The 12,956-nt window shown below is 72.3% G+C and carries 11 protein-coding genes and 1 tRNA gene; 1 reads left to right on the top strand and 11 read right to left on the bottom strand.

Annotated features, from left to right (window positions below):
- Window positions 1–7: 7 nt before the first annotated feature.
- The 11 genes from Q0P88_RS08300 to Q0P88_RS08250 form a co-directional block, all read right to left on the bottom strand.
- Window positions 8–808, bottom strand: coding sequence for a tryptophan-rich sensory protein (locus tag Q0P88_RS08300; protein WP_295012987.1), 801 nt, complete (start codon window positions 806–808; stop codon window positions 8–10).
- A 183-nt stretch (window positions 809–991) separates the two neighbouring features.
- Window positions 992–1,082 (bottom strand) — tRNA-Ser (locus Q0P88_RS08295).
- Between the two features lie 63 nt (window positions 1,083–1,145).
- On the bottom strand, window positions 1,146–1,616 hold the full coding sequence (locus Q0P88_RS08290) for an SRPBCC domain-containing protein (protein ID WP_295012985.1): 471 nt from the start codon (window positions 1,614–1,616) through the stop codon (window positions 1,146–1,148).
- 9 nt (window positions 1,617–1,625) lie between these two features.
- Entirely contained in the window at window positions 1,626–5,231 is a 3,606-nt protein-coding gene (gene cydD / locus Q0P88_RS08285; RefSeq protein ID WP_295012983.1) for a thiol reductant ABC exporter subunit CydD, read from the bottom strand.
- Between the two features lie 288 nt (window positions 5,232–5,519).
- Window positions 5,520–6,545, bottom strand: a complete 1,026-nt coding sequence (gene cydB / locus Q0P88_RS08280; protein WP_295012981.1) for a cytochrome d ubiquinol oxidase subunit II — start codon at window positions 6,543–6,545, stop codon at window positions 5,520–5,522.
- 13 nt (window positions 6,546–6,558) lie between these two features.
- Window positions 6,559–7,971 carry a cytochrome ubiquinol oxidase subunit I gene (locus tag Q0P88_RS08275; RefSeq protein WP_295012979.1) on the bottom strand — a complete coding sequence of 471 codons (1,413 nt, stop codon included), beginning with the start codon at window positions 7,969–7,971 and terminating at the stop codon, window positions 6,559–6,561.
- Window positions 7,972–7,981: 10 nt separating this feature from the next.
- Complete coding sequence (locus tag Q0P88_RS08270) at window positions 7,982–8,614, bottom strand: metalloregulator ArsR/SmtB family transcription factor (protein ID WP_295012977.1); 633 nt, start codon at window positions 8,612–8,614, stop codon at window positions 7,982–7,984.
- Window positions 8,615–8,738: 124 nt separating this feature from the next.
- Window positions 8,739–9,020 carry a DUF6457 domain-containing protein gene (locus Q0P88_RS08265; RefSeq protein WP_295012975.1) on the bottom strand — a complete coding sequence of 94 codons (282 nt, stop codon included), beginning with the start codon at window positions 9,018–9,020 and terminating at the stop codon, window positions 8,739–8,741.
- Window positions 9,017–9,679, bottom strand: coding sequence for a molybdenum cofactor guanylyltransferase (locus tag Q0P88_RS08260; protein WP_295012973.1), 663 nt, complete (start codon window positions 9,677–9,679; stop codon window positions 9,017–9,019). The genes Q0P88_RS08265 and Q0P88_RS08260 overlap by 4 nt, the downstream gene beginning before the upstream one ends.
- Before the next feature lie 5 nt (window positions 9,680–9,684).
- Window positions 9,685–10,917: a gephyrin-like molybdotransferase Glp gene (gene glp, locus Q0P88_RS08255; RefSeq protein ID WP_295012971.1), complete on the bottom strand. Its 1,233-nt coding sequence runs from the start codon at window positions 10,915–10,917 to the stop codon at window positions 9,685–9,687.
- On the bottom strand, window positions 10,914–11,450 hold the full coding sequence (locus Q0P88_RS08250; RefSeq protein ID WP_295012969.1) for a DoxX family protein: 537 nt from the start codon (window positions 11,448–11,450) through the stop codon (window positions 10,914–10,916). The genes glp and Q0P88_RS08250 overlap by 4 nt, the downstream gene beginning before the upstream one ends.
- Before the next feature lie 132 nt (window positions 11,451–11,582).
- On the opposite strand from Q0P88_RS08250, the gene radA reads away from it, so the two are divergent.
- Window positions 11,583–12,947, top strand: a complete 1,365-nt coding sequence (radA, locus tag Q0P88_RS08245) for a DNA repair protein RadA (protein WP_295012968.1) — start codon at window positions 11,583–11,585, stop codon at window positions 12,945–12,947.
- The last annotated feature ends 9 nt before the right edge of the window (window positions 12,948–12,956 follow it).

Below are 12,956 nucleotides of genomic sequence, written 5' to 3'. Positions count from 1 at the left end.
CGCGGGATCAGGCGCGTCTGCGCGAGGTCAGTCGCACCGCCAGCGCCGCCACCAGGATCGCGCCCGCGACGACGAACGCCGTCACGGCTACGGGCGTGGATGCGAGCGTTCCCGTCGCGCGGGCGATGCCGATCCAGAAGCAGCCCCAGGCCGTGGCGATCGCGGGGGCGAGCCGTCCCCGATCCCACACGGCGAGCGCGACGGCGATCACGCCGGCCACGCACAGCACGAGCACTCCCCAGACGCCGGGATCGATCCCGGCTCCGGTGAATCCCGCGCGGACGAGCACCGCGGTCGCGTCGGCGACCGTGGCGATGAGCACCCAGCCGAGGTACAGCCCCATCGTGCCGTCGATGACGAGGGCATCGATCCATCCGCTGCGGCGACGGGACCGGAGGCGCGCGAGGATCGTCACGAGCACGGCGAGCAGGACGGCGATGACCACGAGCGAGAGCGGGAGGGATCCGGCCTGGACGACGAGGATCCAGGCGGCGTTCAGGAGGGCCGATCCGAGCACCCACCAGCCGATCGAGCGATGCACGGCCCGCGATGCCTGTCGAGGCAGTGCCTGCCGCACGGCGTACGCGATCAGCCCGAGGTAGATGACCGACCAGATGGAGAACGCGGGCACCGCCGGGGCGAGCAGCGTCGCGTCGGGACCGAAGGCGCCGTCCGCCGCGTTCTGGATCGGCGTCCCGCCGGCGGCGCCGGATCCGAGGAAGGCACCGACGATCGCCACGGCGGTGCCGACGACGACGGCGACCTGACGGACTCGATCTGCGGGGCGGGGACGGTCCAGGAGAGTCATTTGTCTAGCCTAGTTAGCAATCCTCGCGGCTCAACGGGTTGACGGCCGGCGCGGGGCCCGCTACGCCACAGGCACAGCCGCGACATCTACGACCGCTGACCGCCGACGACGCGGGCTTGTGCCGCGGATCAGCCAGACCTCGTCCTCGAAAGCAGAGAACCCCTGAGCTATCAGGGGTTCTCATGGCGGTGACGGTGGGATTTGAACCCACGGTAGGGGGTTACCCTACACAACTTTTCGAGAGTTGCACCTTCGGCCGCTCGGACACGTCACCGCGGACAAGCTTAGACGACCGCGGCACCGAGTGCGAATCGTGCGGTGCCCGTCCTCGCGGAGTTCAGAACGGCTCGGCACCCGCGGCGAGCGCGGCGAGGTTGCGCAGCGAGGCCGTGATCCCCGTGCGGTGGTCGGCGGCCGGTATCCCGTCCGGCACGTTCTCCGCGCGGATCGAGACGAATGAGCCACCCGGGGCAGGGGCGACGGCCCAGGTCATGCGCATGGTCCCCGAGAAGAGCGGATTGTCGGAGACGAACTCCACGTCCTGCACGACGCGGATCCCGGGGACGAGTTCGACGAACACGCCCTGGACCACGTCCTCCGCGCCCGCGGTCTTGCCGTGCTCGGAGGGATCCCGATAGGCGAGGGTGAGCCGCAACCGCCCGCCGGGACGGGCGTCGAAGACGGCGATGCGGCCCGTCATGCCGTCGGGCGGGAGCCAGCGCACCACGACTTCTGGGACGACGAACGCGGTGTAGATCCGCTCCGGCGCGGCGGCGATATGCATGCCGACCTCATCCGTGCGCGTCATACGATCACGCTACGTCGGATCCCCTGACCCGTTCAAAGGGGTTGCGCCCGAGGGCAGAGCGTGCTCCCCTTCGCTCACCACCGCCCCGCGCTCGAGCAGGATCGTGCGATCCACCGACCCCTCGGGCGGGGCGACGTGCGAGATGAGGATGACGGTCTGCGATCCCGCCGCGGCAAGCAGATCGTTCAGGAGGACGTCCGCGGCGTCCGGGTCGACGCCCGCCGTGGGCTCGTCGAGCACGAGCACCGGGAATCCCCGCAGCAGCGCCCGGGCCAGGGCGAGCCGCTGCGCCTGGCCGCCCGACACGAGCGCGCCTCTTTCGCCGACGCGCGCGTCGAGCCCCCCGCGTTCCTCGGCCCAGACGCCGAGCCCCACGCGCTCCAGCACCGCCCGCAGCTCGGCATCGCTCGCGTCCTCGCGTGCGAACAGCAGGTTCTGCCGGATGTCCTCGTCGAAGAGCATCGGCGCCTGCTCGCAGAGCCCCACATGCCGGCGCAGCACGGGCCCGGCGATCACCCCCGCATCCGCATCGCCGATCCGATACGTGCCGTCGAAGTTGAGGAACCCGACCAGCACGGCGGCGAGCGTGGACTTGCCGGCACCGCTGGCGCCCGTGAGGAGGACGCGCTCCCCCGGCGCCACGGTGAGATCGACGCCCGTCAGCGCAGGTGCCGCCGCCACGGGCCAGGACGCCGTGACGTCCTCCAGCGTCACGGCACCGGCCAGCGTCGCGGCACCGCCGCCGATCCCGGCCGCATCGCCGGTCGCGCTCCCCCGATCCCCGCGGATCTCGGCCGGAAGACGCGCCGGCAAGACGGCATGGATCCGCTCTGCCCCCGCGCGGACGGACCGCCAGGCAGACGCCGCCTGTGGCACGGTCTGGAACACGTCGAACACGGCCATCGGCAGTAGCACGGCGACCGCGAACCAGGCGGCGTCCGCCGCACCTCCCGGCTGTCCCGGCGCGGCGACCGCGAGCGCCCAGACCGAGGCGGCGCCGGCAGCGAAGGACACGATCCCGCCGGAGAGCGATTGCGCGAGGGCCGCCCTGCCGCTTGTGCGGCGGAGGGCGTCGTCGGCGGCGCGGATGCGATCCCGGGCGAGCCCTTCGGCGCCGTAGGCCTGCAGTTCGTCGAGAGCCGTGAACTCGTCCACGAGCGCGGCGCCGAGGGCGGCACGGTCGGCGCTCAGCGCGCGTTCCGCACGGCCCCCGACGATTCCGCCGACGAGGATCGCCGCAACCGTCGCGAGAATCAGGCAGACGGCGAGCGCGAGGGCGGCGGCGGGCGAGACCAGGGCGAGCACGACGACGGCGGCGAGCGCGACCACCCCGCCGGTGAGCAGGGGCTGCACGACGCGCAGCGGCAGGTCCTGCAGCCGCTCGACGTCGTCGACGAGTGCGGTCAGGACGGATCCGCGATCCGTCTCCCCCAGCCCCGCGGGAGCAAGGGGCGTGAGCCGGCGCACGACCGCCGCTCGCAGCACGGCGAGCCGAGCGAGGGCCGCGTCGTGACCGAGGAGACGTTCGAGGTAGCGGCCGACCGCGCGGGTGACGGCGAAGAAGCGCACCCCGACGATCGCGACGGAGAGCGGCACGAGGTTGTCCACGAGGGACGCGGTGACGATGAGCCATCCGCTCGTGAGGAGCAGACCGACGGCGGCCGCTGCGGACACGATCCCCGCGAGCACGCCGGGCAGGAACCGGCGCCAGCGCGGCATCGCGAACCGGAGGATCCCTGCGGCGGAGTCGGGCAGGGCGGGTATCGACGGCTCGTCGACGATCGGTGCGCCGTTCTCGTGTGCGCCGAGGGGGGACCCCGCGCCCGACGCCGACCGGCGAGGAGCCTCGTCCCTCTCGACGGCGGGCTCGCCGCGACCCGTGTCGGCCTCGACGTCGCCCGCCCGCGAGGACAGCGCCGCCGCCCCGCTCGGCCCGGCCGCGGAGGCATCGCCGATCCGGACGACCTGATCGGCGATGGCCCGTGCCGACGGGCGGTGCGAGACGAGCAGCACCGTGGCGCCGTCGTCGGCGGCGCGGCGCACTGCCGCCCAGAGACGCTCCTCGGTCGCCGCATCGAGCGCGCTCGACGGCTCGTCCAGCGCGAGTACCCGGGCACCGGCTCCGAGCCGGTACAGAGCCCGCGCGACCGCCACGCGCTGCGCCTGCCCGCCGGACAGCCCTGCGCCCTGGACGCCAAGCGGGTGCGCCGGATCCAGCTCGTCTGCCGCGGCGTCGTGCAGCGCCGCGCGCACGCGCCGCGCGTCGGGCGCGGAGTCTCCCAGCGCGACGTTCTCCGCGATCGTGCCGCGCACGAGACCCGGACGCTGTCCGGCCCAGGCCAACGCCCGCCGCGGATCCGCGGCGCCGGTGACGCGCACCGCGCCGTCATACGTCGCCGTGCCGCGGAGCGCCGCGAGAAGGCTCGACTTGCCGGATCCGCTCGATCCCTCCAGCAGGGTGACCGTGCCCGGCGCGGCCGCGAACGAGACCGCGGGCAGGGTGCGGTCGCCGCGATGCACGGCGACGGCGTCGAAGTGGACGTGCACTCCTGCGCCGTGCGCCGCGTCGTCGCCCTCCGACGCTCCGGCGAGGTCGGGGTCCCCGGCGCCTCCGACCGGCGCGGACACCGTCGGCGGACGATCCGCATCCGCATCCGCATCCGCATCCGCATCCGCATCCGCGAGGATCTCGAAGACGTCCTCGGTCGCGGCCACGCCCTCCGCCGCCGCGTGGAACTGCACGCCGACCTGACGCAGCGGCAGGAACGCCTCCGGCGCCAGCAGCAGCACGAACAATCCCACGCCCAGGCTCAGCTCGCCGCCCAGCAGTCGAAGACCGACCGACACGGCGATGATCGCGACGGCGAGCGAGGAGAGCAGTTCGAGCGCGAATCCGGAGAGGAACGAGTACCGCAGCACGCGCATCGTCTCGCGGCGGTACTGGTCCGCCGTGTCGCGCATCCGCGCCGCGGCCCGCCGCTCCCGGCCGAACAGGCGCAGTGTCGCGAGCCCCTGCACCGTGTCGGCGAAGCGTGCCGCGAGCATCTGCAGCACCTGCAGCTGACGGCGCTGGACACCTCGGGTGGCGATGCCGATCAGGATGAGGAACAGGGGGATCATCGGCAGGGTAACCAGCGCCGCGAGGCCGCTCGGCCAGTCCTGCCACCACATCACGACCACGATCGCGGGCGTCGCGATCGCGGTGAGCACGAGTTGCGGGATGTACCGGGAGAAGTAGGGGTCGAGCGCGTCGAGGCCGTGCCCGACCGTGACGGCGATCGCCGTGCGGTTCCGGCCGTCCAGCCAGGAGGGCCCCCGGCGCGCGATCGCCGCGATCACGGCCGCCCGCAGCTGCCGGCCGGTCTGCGCCGCCGCACGGGATCCCCACCCCTCCGCCAGCCAGAGCAGGAGCGCTCGGATCAGCACGACGCCGCCGAGCCAGGGCAGCACCGGCAGCGGCGAGCGCCCGTCGGCCACCGCGGCGATCCCCGCGGCGACCAGTCCGGCGAACGCGATCGTGACCGCGGTCTGCGCGAGGGCGATCGCTGCGGACAGCCCGAGGAACGCCCTCGCCGCGGGCGCCCAGCGCAGCAGCCGCGGATCGATCGGCTTCATCGCGTCACCGCCCCGGACCCGTCGAGCGAGCACCCCCGCAGGCGGAGCCCACCCCCGGCATCATCGAGCGAGCACCCCCGCAGGCGGAGCCCACCCCCGGGGTCGTTGAGCGAGCACCCCCGCCCACGGAGCCCACCCCCGGGGTCGTTGAGCGAGCACCGCCGCAGGCGGAGCGAGACGAAACGCGCCTCCGCCCGGATCGCCGCTCCCGGTCGCGCTCCGCACGTCCTCGCGCGACAGCCCCGGACCGCGATCGCGCCGCACGCCCGACGGTCGGATCCAACGACGTCACGCGTGCGCCGGCGCGGCTTCGATCGTCGATCGGCGCACCCTCTTGCGGAACACCCAGTAGGTCCAGGCCTGGTACGCCAGCACGAGCGGCATGGCGACCAGAGCGGTCCAGCTCATGATCTGCAGCGTGTACGGCGTGCTCGACGCGTTCTGGATCGTGAGCGAGTTCGCGGCATCGATCGTCGACGGCAGCACGTTCGGGAACAGCGCGGAGAACAGCATGAGCACGGCGCTGAGGATCACGACGACCCCGGTCGCGAACGCCCAGCCGTCACGGCCGCGCCGTGAGAGCAGCGCGGAGGCGATCAGGGCGACCGCGGCCACCGCGCCGAACAGGATCACGCCGGCCAGCAGCGACGGTCGGCCTGCCGCGATCGCGATCGTCCAGACGACGGTCGCCGCCGCGACGACGATGGTGGGGATCGCGGTCCGCCGTGCGAGACGGCGCGCGCCCTCGTGCACCGGCCCGTCCGTCTTAAGGGCGACGAAGTGCACTCCGTGCAGGAAGAAGAGCAGCAGCGTGGTGACGCCCACGAGCAGCCCGTAGGGGTTCAGCAGGTCGAACACGGTTCCCCGGAAGACGTGACGCTCGTCGAGCGCGACGCCCTGCACGATGTTGCCGAAGGCGACGCCCCAGAGGAGGGCGGGTACGGCGGATCCGATCACGATCATCGCGTCGAAGCGGCGCTTCCAGCGTGGATCGTCCCGCTGGTGCCGGTACTCGAACGAGACCCCGCGCAGGATCAAGGCGAGCAGGATCAGCAGCAGCGGCAGGTAGAACCCGCTGAACAGGGAGGCGTACCACTCGGGGAACGAGGCGAACAGGCAGGCGCCCGCGACGATCACCCAGGTCTCGTTGAGGTCCCAGATCGGGCCGATCGTGTTGATGACCTGTCGGCGCGACACCTCGTCCTTCCCGAGGAAGGGCAGCGACATGCCGACGCCGAAGTCGAAGCCGTCGAGGACGAAGTAGCCCACGAAGAACAGGGCGACGATCCAGAACCAGAGCGTGGCGAGATCCATGTCCGTGCCTTCCTCAGTAGACGACCGACGCGACCGGCGCGTCCTCGTCGTGGGTCTCGGTGGTGTCGGGCCCCTTCTTGGCGGCCTTCACGATGAGTCCGATCTCGACGACGGCGAGCGCCGCGTAGATCGCGGTGAAGGCGATCAGCGAGATGAGCACTTCGACCCCGCTCACCCCCGGCGAGACGCCGTTCTTCGTCGTCATCAGGCTGAACACGATCCAGGGCTGCCGCCCCATCTCGGTGAAGACCCAGCCGACGATGTTGGCGCCCAGAGAGAGCGGGAAGGAGTAGATCGCGATGTTCCACATCCAGCGCGCCGGCGGCTTGGCGGCACCCTTGCGGGTGATCCAGAGCCCGACGAGGGCGATGAGGGCGTGCAGCATGCCGAGGCCGATCATCCACCGGAACGCCCAGTACGTCACCCACAGGACGGGAGCGAAGTCGGTGAGCCCCGTGGAGGAGAACTGCTGGGCGTACTGCGCATTGAGGTCGTTGATCCCCTCGACGCAGCCGTTGAGATCGTGGGTGGACAGGAACGCGAGCAGGTAGGGCACACGGAGGGACCAGATCTCGCCCGTGCCGTCGGGGGTTCCGATCGAGAACAGCGAGAACGAGGCGTCGGCGCCGCACGAGGAGTTGAACATCGCCTCCGCGGCGGCCATCTTCATCGGCTGCGTGCTCACCATCGCGAGGCCGAGCTGATCGCCGGTCAGGACCACGCCCGCCGTGGCGACGAGGATCCCCCAGAGCCCGAACTTCAGGGACTTCCGCATCGTGTCGACGTGCTGACCACGCGCGAGGTGCCACGCGGAGACCGAGATCACGACGCCCGTCGCGAGCATGAACGCGCCGAAGATCGTGTGCGGGAATGCCGCCAGCGCGACCTTGTTCGTCAGCAGGGCACCGAAATCGGTGAGCTCGGCGCGGTTCGTCGCGGCGTTGTAGGTGTAGCCCACCGGGTTCTGCATGAACGCGTTGGCGGCGATGATGAAGTACGCCGACAGGATCGTGCCGATCGCGGTGCCCCAGATCGTGAGCAGGTGCACGCGCTTCGGCAACCGGTCCCACCCGAAGATCCAGAGTCCGATGAACGTCGCCTCGAGGAAGAACGCGAGCAGCCCCTCGAAGGCGAGCGGTGCGCCGAACACGTCGCCGACGAAGCGCGAGTAGTCCGACCAGTTCATGCCGAACTGGAACTCCTGCACGATGCCGGTGACGACGCCCATCGCGAAGTTGATGAGGAAGATCTTCCCGAAGAAGCGCGTCAGGTGCAGGTACTCGATCTTCGCGGTGCGGACCCAGGCCGTCTGGAAGATCGCGGTGACCGTCACCATGCCGATCGTGAGCGGCACGAACAGGTAGTGGTAGACGGTCGTCAGGCCGAACTGCCAGCGGGAGAGGACGAGCGGGTCGAGCCATTCCATGCGGATCTCCTCAGCGGTCCAGGTCGAGGGCGAGGTCGAGGTCGACGGTGCATTCCTCCGGATGGGCGGCCGAGCGCACGCAGCGCGCGGTGAGCGGGCCACCGGCAGCCGCGAGCACCCCCTGCATGAGGCCCAGATGGACCTGGCACAGCACGGGGCGATGCTCCGGTCGGGATGCGGCATGAGGGCAGGGCGTGAGCTCGACCGTGAGGCGGCTCTCGTCCACGATCGGTTCGAAGCCGCTCTCCTCCAGGTGTTCGACGAGCGCGTCCAGCTGGGAGACGGCCTCGGGGGCGAGGCCGGATTGCGGCGTGTGCAGCGCACGGCGCACCAGATCGCCTCGACGCGCGGCGTCGTCCGCCTTGCGTCGCGCGATCGGGCTGGACGCGCCCGCGGCGGCGTAGAGCGCGCGGGGCCGGCCGCGGACGGTGCGGTGCTCGGTCGTCTGGATCACGGAGCCGCCCTCGATGAGGCGTTGCAGATGCTCCCGGATCGTGTTGGGGTGCAGCCCGGTCTCGGCGCAGAGCTCGGCGATCGTCCGCTCCGGGCGCGTCTTCGAGGCGCTCGCCTCGAAGAGCAGGTGCAGGATGCGCACCCGGGAGTAGCTGGAGATCGGCCCGCAGACGGGCGCGGCACTGGACATGACTTCATCGTCGCATCGTGCCGGGTCACAGGAACACCCTCCGGCCGTGAATAATCCCCGGTGCGATAGGACCTTCGGATGGACACCATTCGGCAACGGGATCGCCCGAGCGCCCCGCGGCCGGTCAGGCGTTCCCGTGCGCGAGGGCGAGCTCCGAGATCGCGGCGACCGCGGCGCGCACGTCTCCGGGAGCACCGCCCGCGCGCCCCGCGACGAGCCCCGCGACGAAGGCGCTGAACGGCGCGGCGGGGCGGGCCACCCCGTTCGCGACGTCGCGGGCGAGATCCAGGATCAGCGCGATCGGCAGATCCTCCTCGGCGAGGCCGAAGCGTTCGCGGAGCTCCGCCGCCCAGGCGTCGAGGGCTTCGGGCGGAAGCGTCCTGTTCTTGTCGGCGTTCTCGGTCATGCTCTCTCCTCGCTGTCGATCCGGTTCTCGGTCCGGCTCTCCGGAATAGCCCTCATTCCGCCCGCCTCCTGGTGTGCGGAACGGGCGCGCTCCAAGTCCTCCGGGGTGTCGATGTCGTCCGTGCTGCCATCCTCGTCCACGATCCAGCGGACGGCGAGCCCTTCGAGCAGCGCTCGGCACGACATCCCGTCCAGCGTGTCCCGATCGACGCGCGCGCGGGCGAGCGCCCGGACGAGCGCGGACGTGCGGTAGGCGCCGGAGAGCCACTGCGCCTGCGTGCCCGCGCGCGGCACGACCGCCTGCACCTCGTCGGCGACCGATGCGGTCTCCTCCTGCAACCGGGCGACGAGCCGGTCCGGATGCACGAGGTCCCCGGCCAGGAGCAGCACCCACGCCGATCCGTCCAGCGCGCCGCTCCCGACCGCGGCCGCGACCGCCGCGACCGGGCCGCCGAAGGGCGGTTCCTCCCGTACCCGGATCACGTCGGCGTCGTCCAGGCGGGGGCCGACCGCGACGATCGGCACGACCCGTGCCACGGTCAGCGCCCCGACGATCCGCGCGAGCAGCGTCTCGCCACCGAGCGTCAGCAGCGGCTTGACCGTACCGCCGAGACGCCGTGCGCGACCTCCGACGAGCACCACGGCCGCCGTCCCCGCCATCGCGCTCAGCCCAGCTCCAGCACGTCGAGCACGTCGCCCTCGCGCACCTCGTCGACATCCGCGGGCACGATGGCGTAGGCGGTGGCGCCGCCGAGGCCCACGGAGAGATGCGATCCGGATCCGCCGCGCGCGGCCGGAACCACCCGCCCGTCGGCGTCCACCACCGCCGGAAGGTACTGACGCCGCCCGGGCGGGGTGCGCCAGGCCGCGCCCGCCGGCAGCCGTCGCAGGATCCGCTGCTCCGGGCGGCCCAGGAGGCGCAGGAGCGCCGGGCGCACGAACACCTCGAACGAGACCGCCGAGCTGACGGGGTTGCCCGGGAGGCCGAAGAGCAGCATGCCTTCGGCCGTGGCCCCGAAGCCCTGCGGCTTCCCGGGCTGCATCGCGACGGGGCCGAACTCCATCGCGCCCGCCAGGCTCTGGCGCACCGGTTCGTAGGCGCCGGCGCTCACCCCGCCGGAGAAGATCACGACGTCCGCTCCGCGCGCGGCCGCGAGCGCGACGACCTCGGCCGGGCCGTCGCCCTCATCGCCGACGACCGTGCGGAGGACGACCTCGGCCCCCGCCTCGGTCGCGAGCGCGGCGAGCAGGATCGAGTTCGATTCCGGGATCTGGCCGCGTTCGAGCGGCGTCCCGGGCGGGACGAGCTCGGATCCGGTCGCGGCGACGACGACGCGCGGACGACGGGCGACCACGACCTCGGCGATCCCCACCGAGGCCAGGGCGGAGAGCTGACGCGCGCCCAGAAGAGTGCCGGCCTCCTGCACGACGGCGCCGACCGCGGCATCGGCCCCCGCGCGACGCACGTTCGTCCCCGGGGACGCGGGAGCGCGGAGCACCACGGCGGTCCGCATCGAGTCCGCGAGACCGCCTGCCGTGTCCTCGAAGGGCACGACCGCGTCGGCCTGGGTGGGGATCGCGGCCCCGGTCATGATCCGGATCGCCGTGCCGGGGTCGAGCGGAGGATCCGCGGGGCTGCCGGCGGGCAGGTCCCCGGCCACGCGCAGAGTCACCGGCGCACCGGGGGTCGCGGTCGCGACGTCGGCGTAGCGCACGGCGAAGCCGTCCATCGCGGAGTTGTCGAACACCGGGACGGCGTTCCGCGCGCGGGCGTCGGCGGCCAGCACCCGCCCCGCCGCGTCCGCGAGCGGCACGGTCTCCGGGTCGCGGGGCCGCACCGCCGCGAGCACGCGGGCGACCTGCTCCTCGACCGTGCGATACCCGGGTGCGGGGCTCATGAGGCGCTCGCTTCCGGCCGCGGACGGTAGAAGAGGAGGAGCTGCCCGATCCCGCCGACGGCCCCGAGCACCACCGCGATCGCGAACGCCCCCCATCCGGACAGCGCCGCCGCGAGCGGTGTGTGCGCGAAGAGGAGGTGGTCGATGCTGATCCGTCCCGGCCCGAGGAGCGCGATGGCGATCGGCACGACGGCGAGGACGAGGTTGTACTCCCAGCCGCTGGTGGTGACGAAGAAGCCGTTCTTCCCCGTGGCGGTGCGGACGGCGACGATCATCAGCGCCACGACGCCGGCGGCGGGAAGCGGCGTGAGCACGCCCGCCGCGAGGCCCAGTCCCGCCAGTACCTCGACGGTGGCGGCCGCACGCGCGTTGAGCAGGCCCGGTCGCATGCCGATGCGGTCGAACCAGGCCGCACGTCCGTGGATCCCGCCCTTGCCCAGGAACTTGTCCAGCCCGTGCACGGCGATCACCAGGCCGATGAGGAGTCTCAGGATGAGGACGGCGACGTCCGGGGTCCAGCCGCTGGAGATCATTCCTCGACACTACGGCAGGTCCGTCTCCGCCGACCGCCGGTACGGTGCCGACGGTTTCGGCGCCGAAGGGTTCGGTGCCGATGATTGCCGACGCCCGGCGCCGACGTCGGCGGCCCCCACTAGCCTGATCCCATGGCCTCCCGCAAACCCTCGCCCCCCGCGTACGTGTGCAGCGAGTGCGGCTGGACCACGGCGAAATGGGTGGGCCGTTGCGGGGAATGCCAGCAGTGGGGCACGGTCGTCGAGCAGAGCGCGCAGAGCGGGATCGTCCGTCGCGTCGAGACCACGGCGCCCGCCCGATCGGCGCGCCCGATCACGGCGCTCACGTCGCGGGAGTCGCCGCGGCGCACGAGCGGCGTGGGTGAGTTCGACCGGGTGCTGGGCGGCGGAATCGTCCCGGGCGCCGCGATCCTGCTGAGCGGCGAGCCCGGCGTCGGCAAGTCCACGCTGCTGCTCGAAGTGGCGGCGGCAGGAGCCCGCTCCGGGCGCCGCGTGCTGTACGCGAGTGGCGAGGAGTCGACCGCACAGGTGCGCCTCCGCGCGGAGCGCACGGGTGCCCTGCACGACGAGCTCTACCTCGCGGCCGAGAACGATCTGGGCACGATCCTCGGGCACATCGACGAGGTGCGGCCCGAGCTCGTGATCGTCGATTCCGTGCAGACCGTGGCCTCCGCGCAGTCCGATGGGGCGGCGGGGCAACCGGCGCAGGTGCGGGAGGTCGCCGCCGCGCTCATCCGCGTCGCCAAGGAGCGAGATCTGCCGATCGTCATCGTCGGCCACGTCACCAAGGACGGCCAGGTCGCCGGACCGCGGATCCTCGAGCACCTCGTCGACGTCGTCTGCCACTTCGAAGGCGATCGGCAGACCTCCCTGCGCTTCGTCCGCGCGCTGAAGAATCGTTTCGGGCCGACGGACGAGGTCGGCTGCTTCGAGATGACCGGATCGGGCATCGCAGAAGTGCCTGACCCGTCGAGCATGTTCCTCTCCCGGGGGCGTCCCGAGCCAGGGACGTGCGTCGCGATCGCGCTCGAGGGCAGGAGGGCGATGCCCGTCGAAGTGCAGGCGCTCACGATCCCGACACAGGCGCCGAATCCGCGCCGCATCGTGAACGGACTGGAGTCGTCGCGCGTGGCGATGGTCCTCGCCGTGCTCGAACGTCGCGTCGGCATCAAGACCAGCGACAAGGACGTGTACGTCTCGACCGTCGGCGGCGTGCGCTTCACCGAGCCCGCTGCCGATCTCGCGATCGCGATCGCCGTCGCCGGGTCGATCTCGGACCGCGCGGTGCCCCGCACGCTCGCGGCGATCGGCGAGCTGAGTCTCGCCGGCGAGGTGCGTCCGGTCACGCAGGTCGCGCAGCGACGCTCCGAGGCCGCACGGCTCGGCTACGAGCATGTCGTCGACGACCGGGTGGGACGGCTCCGCGACGCTCTCGCCGAAGTGAGGACGCACGCGGCGCCCAGGCCCCGGGAGGACGCAGGGATCCCGGCGTTCTGACGGATCCGC

This window comes from uncultured Microbacterium sp. (assembly GCF_945952435.1).
Lineage (GTDB): Bacteria > Actinomycetota > Actinomycetes > Actinomycetales > Microbacteriaceae > Microbacterium.
This window is presented reverse-complemented; position numbering and strand designations above follow the sequence as displayed.